The sequence below is a fragment of the Roseomonas sp. SRI_022 genome (genome assembly GCF_057586215.1).
The window spans coordinates 141,677-163,050 of sequence record NZ_JBYCZL010000007.1 but is presented as its reverse complement, the minus strand read 5'-3'; the positions used below and the strand labels follow the sequence as shown (position 1 = coordinate 163,050).

The following is a 21,374-nucleotide window of genomic DNA, read 5'->3' as shown; positions in this document are numbered from 1 at the left end:
ATGACCGTCCGCACCCGTTTCGCCCCCTCCCCGACCGGCTACCTGCATATCGGCGGGGCGCGCACCGCGCTGTTCAACTACCTCTTCGCCCGCCACCACGGCGGCGCCTACCTGCTGCGCATCGAGGATACGGACCGGGAACGCTCGACCCAGGCGGCGGTGGACCAGATCCTGGAAAGCCTCAACTGGCTGGGCCTGCCACCCGATGAGGCGCCGGTCTTCCAGGCCAGCCGCGAGGCGCGCCATGCCGAGATCGCGCATGCCCTGCTCGCCATGGGCAAGGCCTATCGCTGCTGGGCGACGCCGGAGGAACTCGCGGAGATGCGTGAGAAGGCCGTCGCCGAGGGCCGCCCGCCCCGCTACGACCGCCGCTGGCGCGACCGCGATCCCGGGCCGGAACAGGAGGGCAAGCCCTTCGCCATCCGCATCAAGGCGCCGCTCGAAGGCGAGACGGTCGTCCATGACCTGGTGCAAGGCGAGGTCCGCGTCGGCAATGTCGAGCTGGATGACATGATCATCCTGCGGTCCGACGGCACGCCGACCTATCTGCATGCGGTGGTGGTGGACGACCACGACATGGCGATCACCCATGTCATCCGCGGCGACGACCACCTGACCAACACCTTCCGCCAATGCATGGTCTATGACGCGATGGGTTGGCGGCGGCCGCATTTCGCGCATATCCCGCTGATCCATGGCGCCGATGGCGCGAAGCTGTCGAAGCGGCACGGTGCGGTGTCGGTGCTCGACTTCCGCGAGCAAGGCTATCTGCCGGAAGCGGTGAACAACTACCTGCTGCGCCTCGGCTGGGGCCATGGCGATGAGGAGATCGTGCCGCGTGACCGCGCGGTCGCGCTGTTCGACATCAAGGATGTCGGCCGCGCCGCCTCGCGCATGGACTATGCGAAGCTGACGCATCTCAACGGCGTCTATCTGCGCCAGGCGGATGACGAGCGGCTGACCAGGGAGGTGCTGACCATCCTCGGCCGCCGCGGCGCGCTGTTCGGTACGGATGGCGCGGAGCGGGTCGGGATGCTGATGCCCGACCTCAAGGAGCGCGCACGCACGCTGGAGGAACTAGCCGGCGCCGCCGCCTTCGCCGCGCATGAGGGCCTCCCCGCCATCGACGAGAAGGCGCTCGCCGCATTGACGCCCGAGGCGCGGGAACGGCTTGCCGACCTCGCGGAGTTCCTCTCGGCCGCACCGTGGGAAAAGGCGGATCTCGAGCAGTGGCTGCGCGACTACGCCGATGTGAAGGGCGTGAAGCTGAAGGATGTGGCGCAGCCGCTGCGCGCGGCGCTGTGCGGCAGCCTGACCAGCCCGCCGATCAACTCGGTGCTCTGGGCGCTGGGGCGCGACGAAAGCCTGTTCCGCATCCTGGGTGCGGCGAAAGGCTGACACCCTCAAGCCCGGCGAGGCGGCATTGCGTATCGCCGGGCCGACCATCCGCTACTGATCCGCGCTGATCCGCCAGGCCATCGGGCCGGCCGCCTCCAGCCGCGCGAAGCGATCCCAGGCGGCGAGCGTACCGCGCATCAGGGCCTCCCAGGCCGTCGTCATCGCGGGCGTTGCCTCGATGCCGCGGAACAGCGGCAGGTTGCGCCGGGCGAGGATCACGCTGCCATCGGACTGCGGCGTCAGAGACGCTTCGGCATCGCCCTCGGCCCGCGCCATCGCAAGCAGGAAGTCCGGCAGCGTCGTCACGCCGAGCGTGGCCGCCAGTGCATGGACATGCTGCATGGCAACCAGCCGCGCGGCATGCGCGAGAAGCGCGCCGCCGGCATCCTCGCCCAGCAGGCCAACCGCTTCCTGCATGATGCTGCGCACGTATTCCATGGCGTAGCCGCGCTTCGCCTTCGCGAGCCGCTCGGCCGGCCAATCCGCCGTGGGCAGGCGCGGCGCCTTCGTCGGGTCGAAGCGCGGCATGCGTTCGTGCTTCGCGAAGCGCAGCCTTTCGTCCTCGGCCAGGTCGCGGTCGTGCTCGATGTAGTAGCCCTCGAGCCCCGGATCGCCATCCACCGTCTGTCCTGTGCAGACGAAGCCGAGGCCGAGCCGGCCCAGCATCACGCCGTTATTGGCGTGCCAGCCGCGCAGCATGGCGGCGTTCACCTCCGACGGAATGCCGCAGATGGTGGCGCCCGGCCAGATCCAGCGCGGCGGCGGGTAGCGGATCCAGGCCTTGCGCGAACTTTCCTCGACATATTCGACGCCGACGCCACCGATGAAGTTCGACAGGTAGTGGTAGCGCGCGGCCGCCACTGCAGGCGGCAAATGATCGATGCCGAGCTTCGCCAACCCCGCGAGAAAGGTCTGCTGCTGCTGGCGACGGAACACGCGGAACACCAGCTCCGCGGCATCGCTGGGGCCGCGACGCGACACCGCGGCCAGCACCGTCCCGGTGAACCAGGCATGGTACCAGTCGCCCGCCGCTTCCCATCCCGCACGATCAGTCATGGCATTCCCCCGTCCCCGGCTTCTGCCCGCCGGCACTTGCCGCCAGTATCGGTCGGACGCGCAGCGCGCGGAAGGGAACGCCGATGAAGATCACCAGGGTCACCACGCATCATCACCGCACCGACTTCACCTATGGCGCCAGCGCCGGCGGCGTGGGTGGCAACCTGCACCTCAAGGCGATGGATGCGCTGCTGGTGCGTGTCGAGACCGATGCCGGCATCCATGGCTGGGGCGAGGGCTTCGGCTTCACCCTGGTGGAAACCACGAAGGATGCGATTGACCGCCTGATCGGCCCAGCCTGCATCGGCCAGGATGCGCGCGACATCGCGGGGCTGACGCGCATGCTCGCGCGCCGTTTCCACAATTTCGGCCGCAATGGCCCGGTCACCTTCGGCCTTTCGGCGATCGACATCGCCCTGTGGGACATCCGGGCCAAGGCGGCGGGCAAGCCGTTGCACGCGCTGCTCGGCGAGGCCGCGCGGCCGTCGGTTCCGGCCTATGCGTCCTTGCTGCGCTACGGCGCACCCAATGACGTGGCGCGCAACGTGACCGAGGCGTTGTCGCGCGGCTATCGCCACATCAAGTTGCACGAGGTCGATCTGCGCTGCATCCGCGCCGCGCGAGACGCCGCACCACCCGAGATCCCGCTGATGCTCGACATCAACTGCGCCTGGGACACCGAGGCCGACGCCGTCCAGTTCTGCGAGGATGTCGCCGCGCTGAACATCGGCTGGGTCGAGGAGCCGATCTGGCCGCCGGAGGACATTCCCGCCATCGCCCGGATCCGCGCCGCCTCCCCGGTGCCGGTCTCGGCCGGTGAATGCAACGGCACGGTCGAGGATTTCTGCCGCATGTTCGAAACGCGCGCGGTGGACGTCGTGCAGCCTTCCGTCACCAAGATCGGCGGCCTCTCCGCCATGCTGGAAATCGCCGAACTGGCGCGCGAGGCCGGGGTTCGGCTGGTGCCGCATTGCCCCTATTTCGGCCCTGGGCTGCTGGCGACGCTGCACTTCCTCGCCGCGACCGAGGAAGCGGAGCCGATCGAGATCTACTTCGCCGACCTCCAGCGCGCGCCGTATGGCAACGCGCTGGTGCCGGAGGGCGGCGCCATCGCCGTGCCGACGGCGCCGGGGCTCGGGCTCGAACCCGACCCCGGCTAAGGCGGATCAGCCCTCCAGACGCACATTCGCGGCGCGCGCGACCTCGCGGAAGGTCGCGATCTCGGTGCGGATGAAGGTCGCGTATTCCTCCGGCGTCATCGGATCCGCCACCGCGCCCATCTGGATGATGCGGTCGGCGATCGCCGGTTCGCGGAGGATGGCGACGACATCGGCATTGATACGGCGGATGATCTCGGCAGGCGTGCCGGTGGGGGCGACCAGACCCGACCAGCCGGCGGCCTGATAGCCAGGCACCAACGTCTCCGCGATGGTCGGCACCTCCGGCAGTTGCGGCACGCGCCGCGCGCTGCACAGGGCGATCGCGCGCACGCGCCCGTCGCGGATATGCGGCAGCGCGGAGGCGACCGAATCCGTCATGAGCTTCACGTTGCCGGCGATCACGTCCGCGATGGCCGGGCCACTGCCGCGGTAGTGCACGATGTTGAAGCGGATGTTGGCGCGCATCATCAGCAGCTCGGCCGCCATGTGCTGGCTGGTCGCCGGCCCCGCCGAGGCCATGTCGAGCACCCCCGGCTGCGCTCGCGCCGCCTCGGCCAGTTCCGCCATGGTGCGATAGGGCACAGAGGGATTGGCGATGACGAGCAGCGGCACCATCGCGATGTTCGTGATGGCCGCGAAATCCTTCTCGGCATCATAGGGCAGGCGCGGCAGCACCGAGGGATTGACCCCGAGCGTACCCGAGGTGCCCGCCGTCAGCGTGTAGCCATCCGCCGGGGCGCGGGCGCCCGCTTCCAGCGCGGGAGCACCGGCGCCGCCCGCGCGGTTCTCCACCACGACGCGCTGCGGCCAGCGCTTCGACAATTCATCGGCGACGAGGCGCGTGATGATGTCCGAGGCCTGGCCCGGCGGAAACGGCACGATGATGCGCACGGGGCGGTTCGGCCAGTCGGACTGCGCGCGCGCCACGGCGGGCAGCAGGGGCAGGCTGGCGGCGCCGAGCAAGGCGCGGCGGCGGATGCGGATGTTCATGCGGGTTTCCTCCGGCTCGGCCCGGAGACTAGCCCCGTGGCAGCGCATCCTCCAACCGCGCCTGTTCGCGGCGGAGCAGCCTGCGGCGTTCCGCGGTGGTGCGTCGCTCGCGCAACTGGCCGAGCACCTTCTCCTCGATGCGTGCGGCGGCAAGTGCGTCCCGCTCGGCATCCAGCACCGCGCCGGCGCGGACCAGGGCGACCGCCTGCTGCTGGCGGGCGGCGAGCAGCCGGGCGAGGAAAGCGCCATAGGTGCCCAGCGCATCTTCGGGGCGCTCGCGCCGGAGCTCGGCTTCGACCGCCTCGGCGGCGGCCCGCTGGGCGAGCAGCAGCATCTGCGCCTCCGCCAAGCGCCCCTGGGCTTCACGGGTGTCGAGGCGACGTAGTTTCGCGAGGATGGCGTATGGGTCTCGGGGCACGGCTTCGGATCCTCCGTCCGTCCTTCGCTTCTAGGCGCCGGAAAGTTGCGCACGCGTGAAGATGCGGCGCTGGCGCCCCGGCGGCACGCATGGGAGAACGCCGCAAAGCGCCCCGAGGAACCGCCATGCCCTTGCCATCCAACACCCATCGCATCGCCGTGCTGCCCGGGGATGGGATCGGCACCGAGGTGACTGCCGCGACGCTGGCCGTGCTGGAACCGCTCGCGAAACGCCATGGCCTCGGCCTCGACTACGAGCAACTGCGCGCCGGCGCCTTCTGCTACCGCGACACCGGCACCGCCATGAGCGAGGAGACCTTCAACAAAGCCGCCAAGGCCGATGCCATCCTGCTCGGCGCAATGGGGTGGCCGGAGATCCGCACGGATGACGGGACCGAGATAGCACCGCAGCTCGACCTTCGGTTCAGGCTGAACCTTTACGCCGGGGTCCGCCCCTTCCGCGCGCTGCCCGGCGTGCCCGTGGCGCTGGCCGATCCGCGTGCGCGCGAGATCGATCTGGTGATCGTACGCGAGAGCACCGAGGGCCTGTTCTTCTCCCGCGACCGCGGCACCGTCACGCATGACATGGCGGAGGAGACGCTGCGCATCACGCGGGGCGTGACCGAGAAGCTGGCCCGCTTCTCCTTCGGCCTGGCGCAGCAGCGTGCGGCGCGACGCGGCCGCCGCGGCACGGTGACGCTGGTGGACAAGGCCAATGTGTTCCGCGCCTTCGCCTTCATGCGTGGCATCTTCGCCGAGATCGCCGCGGACTACCCCGATGTCGCGCATGGTGCGCATTACGTCGATGCCATGGCGCTCGACCTGGTGCGCCAGCCCTGGGCCTTCGACGTGCTGCCGACCGAGAACATGTTCGGCGACATCCTGTCCGACCTCGGCGCCGGGCTGGTGGGCGGCATGGGCTTCGCACCGAGCGCCGATATCGGCGACACCCATGCGGTGTTTCAGCCGGCGCACGGCACGGCGCCGGACATCGCCGGCCAGGGCCTGGCGAACCCGACGGCGACGATCCTGTCAGCGGCGATGATGCTGGACTGGCTGGCCGGCAAGGGCGCCGGGCAGGCCTATGCCGATGCGGCGGCTGAACTCGATGCCGCGGTGGATGCAGCCTTCGCAGAAGGGCTGCGCACGCCCGACATCGGCGGCAGGGACGGCACGATTGCCGCGGCGCGCGCGGTGGCGGTGAAGATCGGAAGCTGAGCGCGGTGTTACCGCCCTCCCTGCAGCCACACCGCGTCGGCACCAAGTTCCGGCCAGCCGATCGGGCGTGAGGCCTTCGCCGCGGCCTCCGCCGCGGGCAGCGCAGCATCCCAGCGTCCTGCGGTGATTCGCTGGCCATTGAAGCCGGCGGCATCGTCCGACAGCAGCCAGGCGAGTGGCGGCCCCATGATCAGTGGCCGCAGCATCTGTTCCCGCGGCCAGGAGGCACCAGCACCGATGAAGGGCGTGTCCGTCGGGCCACCCGGGATCAGCACATTCACGGTGATGCCAGTACCCGCCAGTTCCGCCGCCCAGACCGCGGAGGCGGATTCCAGCGCCGCCTTGGTCGCGCCATAGGGCAGCACGCGCAGCATGGTGCGGAAGGAGGTGGTGTTGTTCACCACCCTCCCCCAGCCGCCCGCGCGCATCATCGGCAGCGCCGCTCGCGTCAGCAGCGCCGGTGCACGGACATTGATGGCGAAGAAGCGATCCCAGATGGCCGCGTCGAGCTCCTCGATCGCGGGCAGGCGCGTTTCCGCATCCGGGCGCAGGCTGGACACACCGATGCCGGCATTGTTCACCACCGCATCGATCCGCCCGAAATGCGCGATGGCGTCGTCGGTGCCGGCTTGGCAATCCTCTGCACTGGCAAGATCGGCATGGACCGTATGCAATGCGGCGCCCGGATGCGCCGCCAGCAGGTCCGACAATCCTGCCCGGTCGCGGTCCAGCGCCGCCACGGCATGCCCCGCCGCAAGCGTTGCAGCGACCATGGCCCGGCCGATCCCACCCGCCGCGCCGGTGATGAGGACGATGCGCGTCATGGGTTTCCTCCCCGCAACTTCGCCTTGCAGCCTGGGCCCAGCCAGGGGATTTGCCCAGGGCTGACCGGGCCGCCCCACGCGGCTATCCTGCCGGCGCGAGGGAGGTTCGTTCATGCGTGTGATCATCGCCGGTGGAGGCATCGGAGGGCTGACGGCCGCACTGTCGCTGCACGCCGCCGGCATCGAGGTCGAGGTGTTCGAGCAGAGCGCCGAGATCAAGCCGCTCGGCGTCGGCATCAACGTGCTGCCGCATGCGATGCGGGAACTGACCGAACTCGGTCTGCAGGACTGTGTCGCCGCGGCGGGCATCGTCACCCAGGAACTCGCCTATGCGAACCGCTTCGGCCAGATGATCTGGTCCGAACCGCGCGGGCGCCATGCCGGCTATGCCTGGCCGCAGGTGTCAATCCATCGCGGCCGCTTCCATCTGGTGCTGCTCGCGGCAGCGCGCGAGAGGCTCGGCGACGAGCGCATCACGCTCGGCGCGCGCATGACGGGCTTCGAGCAGGACGACGCCGGCGTGACGGTGCGGTTCGATGACGGGCGTTCCGCCCGCGGCGACGTGCTGGTCGCCGCCGACGGCATCCATTCCGCGGCACGTGGTCTGTTCTATCCGAATGAAGGCTCGCCGATCTGGAATGGCCCGATCCTGTGGCGCGCCACCAGCATCGCCGACCCATTCCTGACCGGTGCGACCATGGTGGGCATCGGCAATCGCGATGTGAAGTTCGTCGCCTATCCCATCGCCGACGAGCCGGATGGACGCAAACTGACCAACTGGATCGCCGAGATCCGCGTTCCCGCCGACCAGACATGGAAACGCGAGGACTGGAACCGCCCCGGGAGGATCGAAGACTTCCTGCCCACCTTCGAGGGCTGGCGCTTCCCCTGGCTCGACATCCCGGCGCTGATCCGCTCCGCGCAGGCGGTCTATGAGTTCCCGATGGTCGATCGCGATCCGCTGCCGCGCTGGACTCATGGCCGCGTCACGCTGCTCGGCGATGCGGCGCATCCGCTCTATCCGATCGGATCGAATGGGGCATCGCAGGGCATTCTCGATGCGCGGACGCTGGCGCTGAAGCTGGCAACCGTAGCCTCGCCCGTCGCGGCCCTCGAAGCCTATGAGGCGATCCGCCGGCCGGCCACCGCCGCGCTGCTGGAAGCGACACGCGGCGACGGACCCGACGTCGTGCTCGACATGGTCGAGGAACGCGCCCCGCAAGGCTTCGACGACATCGACGCCGTGATGCCGCTGTCCGAACGCGCGGAGATCGCCGCGCACTACAAGCGCCTCGCAGGCTTCGAGCCGGCGATGCTGAACGCCCGCCCCAGCCTCAACCCGCCCCGGAGAGCCGCATGAGCCAGCACTACATCCCCGTCCGCGAGGAATGGCTCGCCGCGCAGCAGGAGGAGATCCTCGACCCCGGCCAGCGCATCGTCGATCCGCATCATCATCTGTGGGAACGGCCGGGCTGGCGCTATCGGCTGGACGACATCCTCGCCGATCTCCGCACCGGCCACGATGTGCGCGCAACGGTGCTTGTGCAGGCGCGCGCCTTCCATCGCGCCGACGGGCCAGAGGAGCTGCGCCCGGTGGGTGAGACGCAATATGCCGCCGGTGTCGCGGCAATGTGCGAAAGCGGCATCTATGGCGATGTCCGGGTCTGCGCCGGCATCGTCAGCTTCGCAGACCTGACGCGAGGTGCTGCGGCCGGCGCGGTGCTCGACGCCCATCTCGCGGCGGGCAATGGGCGCTTCCGCGGCATCCGCCACATCGCGACCTGGGACACCGACCCGGAGATGCTTAACCCGGCCTATACGCCGGCCGAGGACATGCTGGACAGCCCCGGCTTCCGGTCCGGCATCGCGGAACTCGGCAAGCGTGGCCTGTCCTTCGATTCCTGGATGTATTTCCATCAGATCCCGAAGCTCACGGCGCTCGCGCGCGCCTTCCCCGCGGTTCCGATGGTGCTCAACCATTGCGGCGGCATCCTCGGCATCGGCCGCTACGCCGGGAAGCGCGACGAGGTCTTCGCGACGTGGTCTGCGCATATGCGCGACCTCGCGACCTGCTCCAATGTGATGGTGAAGGTCGGCGGGCTGGGCATGCGGCTGCCCGGGCTGGGGTTGGAAGCGGGCGAGATCGCGCCGTCCTCGGCCATGCTGGCCGAGGCGTGGAAACCCTGGATGGACAGCTGCATCGATCTGTTCGGCAGCAGCCGCTGCATGTTCGAAAGCAACTTCCCGGTCGACAAGGGTGGCTACGGCTACGCCGCCGGCTGGAACGCCTTCAAGCGCATCGCGGCGGGTGCCAGCGCCGAGGAGAAAGCCGACCTGTTCTGGCGGGCCGCGACACGCTTCTACCGCCTGCCCTGACACATCGTCTTCATCGCCTTGTCATCCGGCCATCGCGGCCTTCATGCGACGGCCGGCCTTTCCACTGCGAGGGAGCCACCGCCATGACGAACCAGTCCAGCCCGGCCGGCCGCGCGCCATGAGCCGCGTCATCATGGTCGCACTCGACGGGATGCGGCCGGACATGGTGGATGCGGCAACGACGCCGAACCTCCTGGCACTGGCCGCCGAGGGCACGCGCTTCGCCAATGCGCGCAGCGTCTTCCCCTCCGAGACGCGCGTCGCCACGCCGTCGCTGATCACCGGCTGCCGGCCCGGTGGCCACGGCATGGTGGCCAATACGTTGTTCGACCCGACGGTTGCCCCCGACCGGTTGCTGCGCACCAAGCTGGTGGAGGACGTCCTCGCCATGGCCGCAGGCGCGGAATCGCCGCTGCAGCGTGCCAGTCTCGCCGAGCGCATGGCGCCGTTCGGGCTGCGCTTCGCGCTGGTCAGCGCGGGCACGGCCGGCGCCGCGCGCCTGTTGCACCCGGCGGCCGAGCGGCTCGGTTCCTTCCGCTGGAACGTCGAGGATACCGAGGGCGCCACCGCGGCGGAGGTCCGCGACGCCCTCGGCGGGACGCCCGACGCGGCGGTGCCCAACATTCCGCGCGTGGACTTCGCCGCGCGGGTGCTGCTCGAACACGTGCTGCCGCGCCATGCGCCGGATGTCGCGCTGCTATGGTTGTCGGAACCCGACGTGTCATTCCATTGGGGCGGCCTCCGGGCGCCGCATGCGCAGGATGCGCTGCGCGCCGCCGATGCGGTGCTGGGCCGCATCCGCGCCTGGCGCGACGCACAGCCCGACGCGGCGGAGATCGCGATCATCGTGCTATCCGACCACGGCCACGTCACCGGCCGCGGCAAGCGCTGCCTGCGCACGGAATTACAGCGCGCGGGCTTTCGCGCCGGCACGGGCATGGCGCCGGATGTCGATGTCGTCGTCGCACCCGCGGCGGCACCGGGGCTGTGGCTGCGCGACGTGGCGCTCGCCCCGCAGATTGCCGATTTCCTCGCATCGCAGCCGTGGGCCGGGCCGTTGCTGGCGCGGGACCCCTCCATCCTGCCGGCCGGCAGGGCGATGCCGCTCGCGTTGCTCGGCAGCGGCCACGCGCGCAGTGCCGATCTGGTGGCGACTTTCGCCGGCGCCGAGGCGCCCGACGAATGGGGCCTGCCCGGCTTCGCACCCTTTGACGCGCCGGATGTGCCGGACGGTGGCGGCATGCATGGCGGGCTGCACCGGGCGGAACTGGCGACGGTGCTGGTCATGCAGGGCGGGCCATTCCGGCGCGGCGCAGTGGCGCAGGAAGCCGCCGACCTGACCGACATCGTGCCGACCGTGCTGCATGTGCTCGGACTGCCCGCGGAGGGCATGGAAGGACGGCCGCTGCGTGCTGCGATCGACGCCGGGGCCGACGCGCCGCCGGCACGGGAGGAGATCAACCTTCCCGGCGGCTTCGTGCTGGAGGCGATGCGAGCATCGAATGGGCGGTTCTATCCGACGGCGATGCGGGGGCCGGCCTCCACGCCGTAATGGCCGCGGGCGGTTTGGAGAACGCCGCTACGACCGCGGCAGCACCCGGCACGCCTCATCCGTCGCGCGCGCCAGCAGGATCATCCGCCGCGCCGCCACGGCGCCCGCCGCGGCCTCGCCGGCGACATGTTCGGCGATGCGGCTGCTGAGCACGCCGCGCAGCATCGCCTCCATCGCCACGTCGGTGGCTGCTACGGTCGCCGCATCCATCGCGACGCGGCGCAGCAACGCCACCGTGCCGGCAACGCCCGGACGCAGCCCGTGCAGCGCGGCCACCTGCCGCACCAGCCGGATGCCACGCCAGCCGAAGACCAGGACGTCGAGCGCCGGCGACGGGCTGATCGCCGTCATCGCGAAGGCCTGCACCGCCGCGGCCCGGCCCAAGGCTTCCGCATCCCGGGCGATGGGCGCGAGGCTCGTCGCCTCGACCAGCGCGCAGGCGGCATCCATCGGCATGTCGTCGATGCCCTCGGCCCGTGCCCGACCCGCCGGAAGGCGCGCCTGCCACGCCAGCAATTCGGCGCGAAGGGCCGCAACATCGCCACGCGCGTGTGCCGCGCGCGCCCTATCGACCTCGCCAAGGGCGAGATAGCCGCGCAGCTCCCGCCCGATCGCGGCGAACAGCAGCCCGAAGCCGGCGACGGCGACGGCAAGCGTCACCCAGCCGAGCCAGACCGCCTGCGCGAACTGCGCCGCGACGAAGTTGCCGGCCTCCAGCAGCGCAAACCCGATGACCAGCACGGCGATGCCGAGCCCGGCGAGACCGAGCGACGACCAGCCGCGCGCGACCGGCGGCGCGACAGCCACCGCCGCATCCCACCCGAAGTCGAGGCGCTGCGCCGCGCCGGCCGGCTCCTCCAGGATCACGCGGGGCGGCGGACCGGCGCTCACAGCGCATCCCCCAACAACCAAGCCAGCAGGCCATCCACCCCAAGATGCGGCACGCCGGAATTGCCGGCGGGGTCCAGCCGGGGCGGTCGGAACTCCGGCATCCGGAAGAATCCGGACTGCCAGAAGGCGGGTTCGGGCGGTTTCATCGGCACCTCGCCCGGATAGATGGTGGCGCCACGGCCCTCGTTCAAAAGGATGCCGCGCACGGCGGCGAGTGCCTGGCCTTCCAGCGTCGCCACCGCATCCTCGGTGCAGCGGATAGCCGCGATGGCGTGGCAGGATGTCGTTGCCCCCGAAGCCTCGGCCCGGCCACGCGCGCCGAGCGCGATGTGCTCCAGCAGTGCCGCCAGCGCGTCCCGCGCGCGGGAGGGCACGTGGTCCGCCTTGGTCGCGGCGAAGGCGACGCGGGTCGGCGCGGCGCCGAGCAAGCGTTCCAGCCAGTTGCCGCCCGACACGACGGACGCAACGGCCGCCAGCGCCTCGGCGGTGTCCTCGAAGGCCTCCTGCCCCGCATGCAGCGCGCCGAGCACGTCCACCAGCACGACCTGGCGGTGGAACCGTGTGAAGAAGGGATCGAGGAAGGCGCTGCGCTGATCGTCGAGATAAGCGCCGTAGCGTCGCGCACACAACGCGGCGAGTCCGCCATGCGCGGCCTCGGGCAGCGGAAAGAACCACAGCAGCGGCGCATCCCCGCGCGGGCCGGGATTGAGGAAGCGGCCGGGCTGCAGAAAGCGCAGGCCATGCGTATCGCGGCACTCGCGCAGCGCGTCGCGGTACAGCGTGTGGCCACGCTTCGCCAGCGCATCCTCGGCCGCGGCATCGCCGGGCAGGGCATCGATGAAGGCGAGGAAGTCGCGCGCCGCCTCGGCCCGCGCACCGTGGCGCATGCGCGTGAGCGTCTCGGCCGACCACGCGGCATAGTCGAGGCGCAGCATCGGCAGATCGAGCAGCCACTCGCCGGGATAGTCGATCAGGTCGAGCGTCAACCGCCGTTCCGGCAGCAGCCCGCCCAGGGAGGTGCGCCGCTCGACATCGATGGCGATGGACAGGGTGGAGAAATCCTCCGTCCGCTCTGGCCAGCGCGGCGGATCGGCGGCCAGCGCGGCGAGATGCGCATCGGGATCGAAGCGCGGCACGGTTTCGGTGCCGGCCGGCACGATCGCGACGCGGCGGATGCGCCCGCCAGTGGCATCCGCCAGCGCCGGCAGCGTCCGCGCGCCGCGCCCCGCGGCGAGCAGGTTCGCGATCAGCGAGGTCAGGAAAACGGTCTTGCCGGCCCGCGACAGGCCGGTGACCGCGAGCCGGATGCGCTCGCGGCCGACCAGCGCGCGGGCAGCGTCCTCGGTGGTGTCGAGGACGCCGCGGATCAGGGCGAGCGGGTCCATGCCCGCATGGGCCTCAGCGCTGGATCAGTTCGATCTTGTAGCCGTCGGGGTCCTCGACGAAGGCGATGATCGTGGTGCCAAACTTCACCGGCCCGGCCTCACGCGTCACCTTGCCGCCGCCGGTGCGGACCTTCTCGCAGGCCCCGGCCACATCCGGCACGCCGACGGCGAGATGGCCGAAGGCGTTGCCCTGCTCATACTTCTCGACGCCGTAGTTGTAGGTCAGCTCGATCTCGCCCTGCCCTTCGGCATTGCCTTCGCCATAGCCGAGGAAGGCAAGCGTGTACTTGCCGTCGGGCACGTCGCGGCGGCGCAGTTCCTTCATGCCGAGCAGGTCGGTGTAGAACTTGACGCTGCGGTCGAGGTTCCCGACGCGGATCATCGTGTGCAGGAAGCGGCCCTGGCTCATGCTGTCGTTCCTTCCGTGAAGTCCGCCGGATCGAAGGCGAGCAGGAACAGCCCTGCCGCCGCCGCCCGGGCGATGGTGGTTTCGCGATCCAGAAGGATGGTGCCGTTGGCCTCGAAGGCCAAGCCACGCAGCCCAGCCGCCAAGGCGCCATCGACCGTGCGTGGACCGAGGGTCGGCAGATCGGCAAGGCGGGACTGGCCGGGCTTGACGCATTTCACCAAAACGCCGCCCAGCCCCTCGCGGCGCAGCGCGCCGGCGCGCGCCAGCATGGCGTCGGTGCCCTCGATCGCCTCGGCCGCCAGCACCAATCCCTGTTGCACCACGCAGCCCTGCCCGACATCGACCGAGCCGAGCGCCCGGCACACCGCGATGCCGCGCTGGATGTCGGCGCGGGCCAGGTCGTCGGGCGCCGGCCCGGCCAGCAGCGCGGCGGGCGGCAGCAGGCCGGCCAGCACCTCCTGCGCGCCGATCACCTCGAAGCCATCCTCGGCGAGGACCTTCATCACCGCGCGCAGGATCGAATCATCGCCGGTGAAGGCGGCACGGCCGATCCGCGCCAGCAGCTTCACCCCGGCCGCATCAGGCCGCAGGGACAGCAGGGATGGCCGGGCAACCGTGCCGGCCAGCACGACCTGCCGCACGCCATGGTCCTTCAGCCAGGCGAGCAGCTGCGCCGCGAGGCCCCAGCGGAAGGCCTGGGACGGGTAGGCCGCAAAGGCCTCGGCATCGCCATGCCCGTCGAGCACGGCCACCACCACGCCTCGGCCCGAAGCCGCCACCGCCTCGGCGACGCGCAGCGGAAGGCCGCCGCCGCCCGCGATGATGCCCAGGGGTCCGGCCGCGCCCATGGCGGCGGCGCTCAGGCTTCGTCGTCCTCGTTGCCAGCGTCGGCGTCGCGGCCCGCCTTGCACAGGCCGCGCCTGGACGGGGCCTTGATGAAGGCGAGGATCTCGGCGACCTGCGCGTCATCCGGCCAACGCGTGCCCGCGGCATCCAGCCGTTCGCTGAATACACCCGGTTCCTTGAACAGCAGGCGGAAGAGGCCACGCAGCGCATGGATCTGCGGCCGGCTGAAGCCACGCCGCTTCAGCCCGATCAGGTTCAGCCCGATCATCCGCGCCCGGTTGCCCATGGCGGAGCCATAGGGAATCACATCGGCCTCGACGCCCGACATGCCGCCGATCACGGCCTGCCGGCCGATGCGCACGAACTGGTGGATCGCCGTGCCGCCGCCGACGAAGACGGTGTCGCCGATCTCCACATGCCCGCCGAGCATGACGTTGTTCGCGAGGATGACGCGGTCGGCCAGCGTGCAGTCATGCGCGACATGGGCGACCGCCATGATCATGCAGTCCGCGCCGACGGTCGTGACACCGTGGCCGCCGACACTGCCGCGATGGATCGTCGCATGCTCGCGCACCAGGGTGCGCGCGCCGATCTCGCAGCGCGTCGGCTCACCCTTGTACTTCAGGTCCTGTGGCGCCATGCCGATGGTCGCGAAGGGGAAGACCTTCACGCCTGCGCCAAGGCGTGTGTGCCCATCCACGACGACGTGGGAAATCAGCTCGACGCCGGCCCCGAGCACCACGTCCGGGCCGACCACGCAGGCCGGGCCGATGGTGCAGCCCTCGCCGATGACGGCGCCGGGGGCGACCGCCGCGGTGGGGTGAATCTGTGTCATGCGATCAGCGATCCAGGATCATGGCGGCATAGGTCGCCTCGGCGACCACCTTGCCGTCCACCTTGGCCTCGGCGGAGAACTTCCAGATGTTGCCGCGCTGGCGCTGCTTCACGACCTCGACCCGCATCTGGTCGCCGGGCACCACGGGCTTGCGGAACTTCGCGTTCTCGACGGTCATGAAATACACCAGCTTGCCCTGCCAGGCCGGCCCGAGCGTCGTAACCACCAGCACCGCCGCGGTCTGCGCCATGGACTCGATGATCAACACGCCCGGCATCACCGGCATGGACGGGAAGTGGCCCTGGAAGAAGTTCTCGTTGATGGTGACGTTCTTGATGCCGGTGCAGGATTCGCCCAGCACCATGTCCACCACCCGGTCCACCAGCAGCATGGGATAGCGGTGGGGGATGGCGCTCATGATCTGCCCGATGTCGAAGGCCTCGATCACGCGCGGCTGCGCCGCCGTCTTGTCGTTCTCGCTGGTCATGGCGTCCCGCCCGATGTCCCGTCCCTTTTGGTTGCCGCCAATTGCCGAAGCCGGGCGAAAGCGCGCAGCGTCTCACGCGCAGGCCAAGCCGGGCTGCCGACGACGTCGGTCGCGGCCGGCACGTCATTCATCACGCCCGCTTGCGCCCCGATGCGTGCCTGGGCGCCCACCTTGATGTGTCCCACGAGCCCCGCCTGAGCCGCGACCACGACAAAGTCGCCGAGTTCGGCGGAACCGGCGATGCCAGCCTGGGCGACGATAACGCAACCGCGCCCCGCCTTCACGTTGTGTCCAATCTGCACGAGGTTGTCGAGGCGCGTCCCCGGCCCCAGCACGGTATCCCCGGCCGCGCCGCGATCGACGCAGGAATTCGCCCCGATCTCCACCCCATCGCCAAGGATGACCCGGCCGAGCTGCGGCACGGTCACATGCTCCCCCGACCCGGTGGTGACGAAACCGTAGCCCTCATTGCCGACGCGCGCGCCCTGGTGCAGCACTACCCCGGCCCCGGCGACGCAGAATTCCATCGAGGCCTGCGCCCGCAGCACAGATCCGGCGCCGAGCACGCAGCCCGCCCCCACCACCGCCTGGGGACCGATGATGCATCCCGGCCCGATCTCGGCCCCGGCGCCGATCACGGCATGCGGGCCGACCTCGGTGCCTTCGCCGATGCGCGCGTCGGGTGCGACCACGGCCGTCGGGTGGATGCCGGCCACCGGCGCGGGCTGCGGATGGAACAGGGCGGCGACCCGCGCATAAGCGAGCTGCGGTGTCTCGGTCACCAGCGCGACGCAGCCGGCCGGAACGTCCTTCGCCGCCGCGGCCGCGACCAGCACGGCGCCGGCGCGCGTGTCCCGCAACGCCGGCAGCATGCGGCGCCCTTCCAGGAAGGCGATCTCCCGCTCCCCGGCTTCGGCCAGCGGCGCAACATCGTCGAACAGCCGGTCGCCACCATCCGTGAGCGCGACGCCGGCCGCCGCGGCGATATCCGCCAGGGCGATCGGCCCGCGCGCAGGAAAGAAGCGCGGATCCGCGCCCATGGCCTGTCAGTTCCGCCGCTGGCCCTGGGCCGGCGGCGTCGCGCCGGGGCGCGCCTGCGCCGGGCGCTGGGCGGGCTGTGCCGGGGCTTCGCCTGCCTCGGCCGGCAGGGTCACGTTGGGGATCATGCGGTTGAGCTGCGCCGCGACTTCCTCGGTCAGGTCGAAGGGCGGCTCGTTGAAGATCACCAGCGGGCGCGGCAGCACAATGTTCACCCCGCGGCCCGAGGCCACTTGGCGGATGACGATGCCGAGCGCCTGCTCGATCTCGCGCAGCGCCGTCTGGGCGAGCTGCTCGATGTCGCGGGCGCGTTCGCGCAGCACGCGCTGGCTGTCGGTGATGCGGTCCTGCAGGTCGCGCTCGCGCGTGCGCAACTGCTCCGGTGCCAGCGTGGCGCGGTCATTGGCGAGGCGCTGCTGCTCGTCGCGCCAGCGCGCCTGCTCGCGCTGCAGGTCCTCGTTCAGCCGGCCGCGACGCTGCTCGATCGCCTCGCGCACCTGGGTGAAGGCGGAGGATACGCGCTGGATCTCGGGCACATCGACGATGCCGATGACCGGCGCGGGCGGCGGCTGGCCGGCGGCGAGCGGAGGCGGCACCTGCGCCGGGCGCTGCGCGGGCGCCTGGGCGGGGCGCTGGCCCTGCTGTGCCGGCCGCGGGGGCTGCTGGCCCTGCTGTCCGCCCTGCGGCTGGCCGGGCACGAACCACTGCTGGTTCTGCTGCTGCGCGGCGGCCGGAAGGGCCAGGAGCATGGCCGCAAGGACGGCCGGAAGGGTACGTGCCATATCAGATGGTATCCCGGATCAGAAACGGGTGCCGAAGCCGAGGCGGAAGACCTGCGTCTCGTCGTAGGACTTCTTCACCACGGCCTGGGCGAGGTCGATGTTGATGAGGCCGATCGGGCTGCGCCAGGAAATGCCGAAGCCGATGCCGACGCGCGGATCGGCGTCGTCCCGCACGCAGTTCGGCAGAGTGCTCGGGCAGCCCGAGTTGTTCACGTTGGTCGGCAGGCCGTAGTTGCCGCCGACATCGACGAAGACGCGCCCGACGAAGCCGAGTTCCGAAGGCAGCGGCAGCGGGAAGCGGAACTCCGCCGAGGTCGTCCAGATGACCTGGCCGCCGAGGGCGTCGTTGGTCGAGACGTCGCGCGGGCCGGCGCCGCCGAGGGCGAAGCCGCGCAGGTTCTCGCCGCCAAGGAAGAAGCGGTCCACGATGCGGCTGTCGCCGCCATTGTAGGGCAGCAGCCAGCCGCCGCCGGCGGCGAAGACCAGCACATAGTCCGGATCGCCCAGCATGCGCTCGAAGGGGATGTAGTACTGCCCGTCGCCGCGCAGACGCACGTAGTAGACGTCGCCGCCGATGCCCGCGAGGTCGGCACCCGTGCGGACGACATAGCCATCGCGCGGTTCGATGCGGCTGTCGCGGCGGTCATAGGTGATGGTCGTCGAGGCCTGGCTCAGGAGCGTCGAGCCAGCCTGTTCCTGGATGAAGCGCGAGGTGTTCGGGTCGATGTCATACAGGTCGCGATCGACCAGCGAGTAGGACCAGGTCTGGCGCAGCCGCTCGTTGATCTCGTAACCCATGCGCAGGACGAAGCCGGCGCGGCGTTCATTGTAGCCCGAGGTGGATTGCAGGTTGCGCTGCACGAGGAAGACGTCGGCGCCCGCGGCGAGATTGCGCTCGAGGAACTGCGGGTCGGTCACCGAGATGTCCACCTGGCTGCGCTTCTGCGCCAGCGTCAGGTTGGCGCGCGCATCGACGCCGGTCCCGAGCAGGTTGCGCTCGCGCAGGCCGATATCGGCAAGGAAGCCGGCATCCGTCGAGTAGCCGCCGCCGAGGGTGAATTCGCCCGTCGCCCGCTCGGTCACCTGGGTGTTCAGGATCACGCGGTCCGAGGCGCTGCCCGGCGTCGAGTTGATCTGCACATCCGAGAAGAAGCCGAGGCTGCGGATGCGTTCACGCGAACGGCGCACCTGCTGGGTCACCAGCGGGTCGCCTTCGGCCAGGCGGAACTCGCGGCGGATCACGCGGTCCTGGGTGCGGGTATTGCCGTTGATCTCGATGCGCTCGACGAAGGCGCGCGGACCCTCGCTCACCTCGAAAGTCAGGTCGACGCGGCGGTCCTCCCGGTTGCGGACGACGCGGGGCTCGACATTGGCGAAGGGAAAGCCGCGCGCCGCGAGCAGGTCGGTCAGCAGCGTATCGGCACGGTCCACCGCATCGCCGTCATACCACTCGCCGGTCGAGATCGGGATTTCCCGCTGCACCGTCGCGGGATCGAGGCCACGCAGCGTGCTGGTCACCTGCACGTCGCCGATGCGGTAGCGCGGCCCCTCGTCGATCGTATAGGTCAGGAAGAAGCCGCTGCGGTCCGGGGCGAGTTCCGCCGTCGCGCCGGTGATCTGCACATCGGCGTAGCCCTGGCGCAGGTAGAAGCGGCGCAGCAATTCGCGATCGAAGGTGAGACGGTCGGGATCGTAGGTGTCCGAGGTCGAGAGCAGCCGGTACCAGGCCTGCTCGCGCGTCGCGATGACTTCCTTGAGCCGGCTGTCGGAATAATCCGCGTTGCCGACGAAGTTGATGCGCGCCACCAGCGCGACCTCGCCCTCGTTGATCTCGAAGACGACATCAACGCGGTTCTGGTCCAGTTCGATGACCTTGGGCTCGACCGTCGCGCCGAAGCGGCCGCGGCGGGCGTAGATCTCGAGGATGCGCAGGCGTTCCGTCTGCGCGGCGGCGGGGGTGAAGACGCCACGCGCGCGCAGTTGCACCTCGTTGCGCAGCACGTCGCTGGTGATGCGGCGATTACCCTCGAATCCGACGCGGTTGATGATCGGGTTCTCGACCACCTGAACGATGACGCGGCTGCCTTCGGGGCGGATCACGACGTCGCGGAACAGTCCTGTCGCGAACAGCGCGCGCAGGCTGCGGTCGAGCCGGTCCGGGTCGGCCGGCTCACCCGGCTGCACCAGCATGTAGGATCGGATCGTGTCCGCTTCGATGCGCTGGTTGCCCTGCACCTCGATCGCGGTCACGCGTCCGGGCGCCTGCGCCGAGGAAGGGAGCGCCACGATCAACGCGGCGAGGACGAGGAGGAGGGTGCGCAGCCTGGTCAACGAATCGGCACCTGATCTTGGGGGCGGTCGGAGGGGGCGGACACTACCCGAGGTGCCTGCCCGCCGTCACCCCTTGGCGCCCCTTCGCGGCAGCAACAAGGCAGGCGGGCCGAAAAGGCGGGGGGCGCTACGCCGGCGCCGGGCACCCCCCAATCCGGATCGCGGCCGCGCCCAAGCCACCAGCGCCTCCCGGGGCGCCGCGGCACTTCGCGAAGGCAAGCGGCCCGGATGGGCCGCGCCCGCCGTCTGAGGGACGAGCGGATCTCAGCCCATCAGCGACGTCACCCAGCGCACCACGCCGAGTTGCGTCAGGTCGTTCCAGGTGGCGAGGATCATCAGCGTCGCCAGCAGCGCGAAGCCGCCACGGAAGGCGTATTCCTGCGCCCGTGCCGTCAGCGGCCTGCCGCGCAGCGCCTCGGCCGCATAGAACAGCAGATGGCCGCCATCCAAGATCGGGATGGGGAACAGGTTGATCAGCGCCAGGTTGATTGAAAGCAGCGCAATGAACGTGAGGAGGGAGAGCACCCCCATCTCCGCGACCTCACCCGACATCTGCGCGATGCGCAGCGGGCCGCCGATCTCCTCCGCCCCGCGCGAGCCGCTGATCATCTGCCACACGCCCTGCAGCGTCTGGCCGGACACCACGACCATGTGCCAGGTGCCCGCCGCAACCGCGGTGAACGGGTCCAGCCGCTCGCGCTCGATCGCGCCGCCGGTGATGCCGAGCATGCCGCGCCCGTCCTCGGCCCGCGCGGCCGGGGTGGCGACGATCTTCATCTCGCTGTCGCCACGGCGGACCAGCACCTCGACCGGCTGGCCGGCGCGCGGCTGGATATGGCGCTGCAATTCGTCGAAGCGGGCAACCCTCTCGCCATCCAGCGCCAGGATGCGGTCGCCTGGTTGCAGGCCGGCGCGCTCGGCCGCGGAACCGGCGACCACCGTCTGCACCGCCGTCGAGCCGACCGGCCGCCCCACCGTGGCGAAGATGCCGGCGAACAGCACTGCCGCCAGCAGGAAATTGAAGATCGGCCCGGCGGCGACGACGATGGCGCGGTCGCCCACGCTCTTCTCGTGGAAGGCCTCGCCGGGACGATAGGTGGCGCCGGGCTCGGCCTCGGCCTCCCCCGCATGCTCCATTCCATGCATCTTCACGTAGCCGCCGAGCGGGATCCAGCCGACCCGCCATTCGCAGCCACGCTTATCGGTGCGCGTCCACACCGCGCGGCCGAAGCCGATCGAGAAGCGTTCGACATGCACCCCGCGCCAACGCGCGGCCAGGTAGTGGCCCAGCTCATGCACGAAGATCAGCACGCCGAGCACCACGGCGAAGGAGAGGATGGTGCGGAAGGGCTCAGGCAGGAATTCCATAGGGTCCGTTT

20 protein-coding genes are annotated in these 21,374 nt (G+C 70.5%); 6 read left to right on the top strand and 14 right to left on the bottom strand.

All coding sequences use genetic code 11. The annotated features are described in order from the left end of the window. Complete coding sequence (gltX, locus tag AC2YHJ_RS09230) at nucleotides 1–1,398, top strand: glutamate--tRNA ligase (RefSeq protein WP_487395525.1); 1,398 nt, start codon at nucleotides 1–3, stop codon at nucleotides 1,396–1,398. Nucleotides 1,399–1,449: 51 nt separating this feature from the next. Here gltX and AC2YHJ_RS09225 read toward each other — a convergent pair whose 3' ends face one another. Continuing rightward, nucleotides 1,450–2,454 carry a hypothetical protein gene (locus tag AC2YHJ_RS09225; RefSeq protein ID WP_487395524.1) on the bottom strand — a complete coding sequence of 335 codons (1,005 nt, stop codon included), beginning with the start codon at nucleotides 2,452–2,454 and terminating at the stop codon, nucleotides 1,450–1,452. A gap of 83 nt (nucleotides 2,455–2,537) precedes the next feature. Between AC2YHJ_RS09225 and AC2YHJ_RS09220 the strand changes: the two genes are divergently transcribed. Next, the gene (locus AC2YHJ_RS09220; RefSeq protein ID WP_487395523.1) at nucleotides 2,538–3,614 is read left to right on the top strand and encodes a mandelate racemase/muconate lactonizing enzyme family protein; all 1,077 of its coding nucleotides are present in this window, start codon (nucleotides 2,538–2,540) and stop codon (nucleotides 3,612–3,614) included. 6 nt (nucleotides 3,615–3,620) lie between these two features. On the opposite strand, the gene AC2YHJ_RS09215 is transcribed toward AC2YHJ_RS09220, so the two are convergent. Together AC2YHJ_RS09215 and AC2YHJ_RS09210 are read right to left on the bottom strand one after the other, a co-directional pair. After that, nucleotides 3,621–4,604 (bottom strand): Bug family tripartite tricarboxylate transporter substrate binding protein, encoded by a 984-nt coding sequence (locus AC2YHJ_RS09215; RefSeq protein WP_487395522.1) that lies wholly within the window; start codon nucleotides 4,602–4,604, stop codon nucleotides 3,621–3,623. A gap of 28 nt (nucleotides 4,605–4,632) precedes the next feature. Continuing rightward, entirely contained in the window at nucleotides 4,633–5,022 is a 390-nt protein-coding gene (locus AC2YHJ_RS09210) for a flagellar FliJ family protein (RefSeq protein ID WP_487395520.1), read from the bottom strand. A 125-nt stretch (nucleotides 5,023–5,147) separates the two neighbouring features. On the opposite strand from AC2YHJ_RS09210, the gene AC2YHJ_RS09205 reads away from it, so the two are divergent. Then, entirely contained in the window at nucleotides 5,148–6,239 is a 1,092-nt protein-coding gene (locus AC2YHJ_RS09205; RefSeq protein WP_487395519.1) for an isocitrate/isopropylmalate dehydrogenase family protein, read from the top strand. Nucleotides 6,240–6,247: 8 nt separating this feature from the next. Here the strand turns inward: AC2YHJ_RS09205 and AC2YHJ_RS09200 are convergent, their stop codons facing one another. Continuing rightward, nucleotides 6,248–7,063: an SDR family NAD(P)-dependent oxidoreductase gene (locus tag AC2YHJ_RS09200; protein ID WP_487395518.1), complete on the bottom strand. Its 816-nt coding sequence runs from the start codon at nucleotides 7,061–7,063 to the stop codon at nucleotides 6,248–6,250. 112 nt (nucleotides 7,064–7,175) lie between these two features. On the opposite strand from AC2YHJ_RS09200, the gene AC2YHJ_RS09195 reads away from it, so the two are divergent. From AC2YHJ_RS09195 to AC2YHJ_RS09185, 3 genes are all read left to right on the top strand, one after another. Continuing rightward, entirely contained in the window at nucleotides 7,176–8,423 is a 1,248-nt protein-coding gene (locus tag AC2YHJ_RS09195) for a flavin-dependent oxidoreductase (RefSeq protein ID WP_487395517.1), read from the top strand. Further along, nucleotides 8,420–9,439 carry an amidohydrolase family protein gene (locus AC2YHJ_RS09190; RefSeq protein WP_487395516.1) on the top strand — a complete coding sequence of 340 codons (1,020 nt, stop codon included), beginning with the start codon at nucleotides 8,420–8,422 and terminating at the stop codon, nucleotides 9,437–9,439. The genes AC2YHJ_RS09195 and AC2YHJ_RS09190 overlap by 4 nt, the downstream gene beginning before the upstream one ends. A 118-nt stretch (nucleotides 9,440–9,557) precedes the next feature. Then, nucleotides 9,558–10,991: an alkaline phosphatase family protein gene (locus AC2YHJ_RS09185; RefSeq protein WP_487395515.1), complete on the top strand. Its 1,434-nt coding sequence runs from the start codon at nucleotides 9,558–9,560 to the stop codon at nucleotides 10,989–10,991. 27 nt (nucleotides 10,992–11,018) lie between these two features. Here AC2YHJ_RS09185 and AC2YHJ_RS09180 read toward each other — a convergent pair whose 3' ends face one another. From AC2YHJ_RS09180 to rseP, 10 genes are all read right to left on the bottom strand, one after another. Beyond that, the gene (locus AC2YHJ_RS09180) at nucleotides 11,019–11,882 is read right to left on the bottom strand and encodes a DUF697 domain-containing protein (protein ID WP_487395514.1); all 864 of its coding nucleotides are present in this window, start codon (nucleotides 11,880–11,882) and stop codon (nucleotides 11,019–11,021) included. Then, nucleotides 11,879–13,267, bottom strand: coding sequence for a YcjX family protein (locus AC2YHJ_RS09175; RefSeq protein ID WP_487395512.1), 1,389 nt, complete (start codon nucleotides 13,265–13,267; stop codon nucleotides 11,879–11,881). Before AC2YHJ_RS09175 ends, AC2YHJ_RS09180 begins: the two co-directional genes overlap by 4 nt. A 13-nt stretch (nucleotides 13,268–13,280) precedes the next feature. Next, the gene (gloA, locus tag AC2YHJ_RS09170) at nucleotides 13,281–13,676 is read right to left on the bottom strand and encodes a lactoylglutathione lyase (protein WP_487395511.1); all 396 of its coding nucleotides are present in this window, start codon (nucleotides 13,674–13,676) and stop codon (nucleotides 13,281–13,283) included. Then, complete coding sequence (locus AC2YHJ_RS09165; protein WP_487395510.1) at nucleotides 13,673–14,524, bottom strand: LpxI family protein; 852 nt, start codon at nucleotides 14,522–14,524, stop codon at nucleotides 13,673–13,675. The genes gloA and AC2YHJ_RS09165 overlap by 4 nt, the downstream gene beginning before the upstream one ends. An 11-nt stretch (nucleotides 14,525–14,535) precedes the next feature. Then, nucleotides 14,536–15,357: an acyl-ACP--UDP-N-acetylglucosamine O-acyltransferase gene (lpxA, locus tag AC2YHJ_RS09160; protein ID WP_487395509.1), complete on the bottom strand. Its 822-nt coding sequence runs from the start codon at nucleotides 15,355–15,357 to the stop codon at nucleotides 14,536–14,538. A 4-nt stretch (nucleotides 15,358–15,361) separates the two neighbouring features. Continuing rightward, the gene (gene fabZ / locus AC2YHJ_RS09155) at nucleotides 15,362–15,844 is read right to left on the bottom strand and encodes a 3-hydroxyacyl-ACP dehydratase FabZ (RefSeq protein WP_487395508.1); all 483 of its coding nucleotides are present in this window, start codon (nucleotides 15,842–15,844) and stop codon (nucleotides 15,362–15,364) included. Then, on the bottom strand, nucleotides 15,841–16,884 hold the full coding sequence (gene lpxD / locus AC2YHJ_RS09150; RefSeq protein ID WP_487395506.1) for a UDP-3-O-(3-hydroxymyristoyl)glucosamine N-acyltransferase: 1,044 nt from the start codon (nucleotides 16,882–16,884) through the stop codon (nucleotides 15,841–15,843). The genes fabZ and lpxD overlap by 4 nt, the downstream gene beginning before the upstream one ends. Before the next feature lie 6 nt (nucleotides 16,885–16,890). Next, complete coding sequence (locus tag AC2YHJ_RS09145) at nucleotides 16,891–17,664, bottom strand: OmpH/Skp family outer membrane protein (RefSeq protein WP_487395504.1); 774 nt, start codon at nucleotides 17,662–17,664, stop codon at nucleotides 16,891–16,893. 18 nt (nucleotides 17,665–17,682) lie between these two features. Continuing rightward, the gene (gene bamA / locus AC2YHJ_RS09140; RefSeq protein WP_487395503.1) at nucleotides 17,683–19,914 is read right to left on the bottom strand and encodes an outer membrane protein assembly factor BamA; all 2,232 of its coding nucleotides are present in this window, start codon (nucleotides 19,912–19,914) and stop codon (nucleotides 17,683–17,685) included. Nucleotides 19,915–20,259: 345 nt separating this feature from the next. Next, on the bottom strand, nucleotides 20,260–21,363 hold the full coding sequence (rseP, locus tag AC2YHJ_RS09135) for an RIP metalloprotease RseP (RefSeq protein ID WP_487395501.1): 1,104 nt from the start codon (nucleotides 21,361–21,363) through the stop codon (nucleotides 20,260–20,262). Nucleotides 21,364–21,374: the final 11 nt, after the last annotated feature.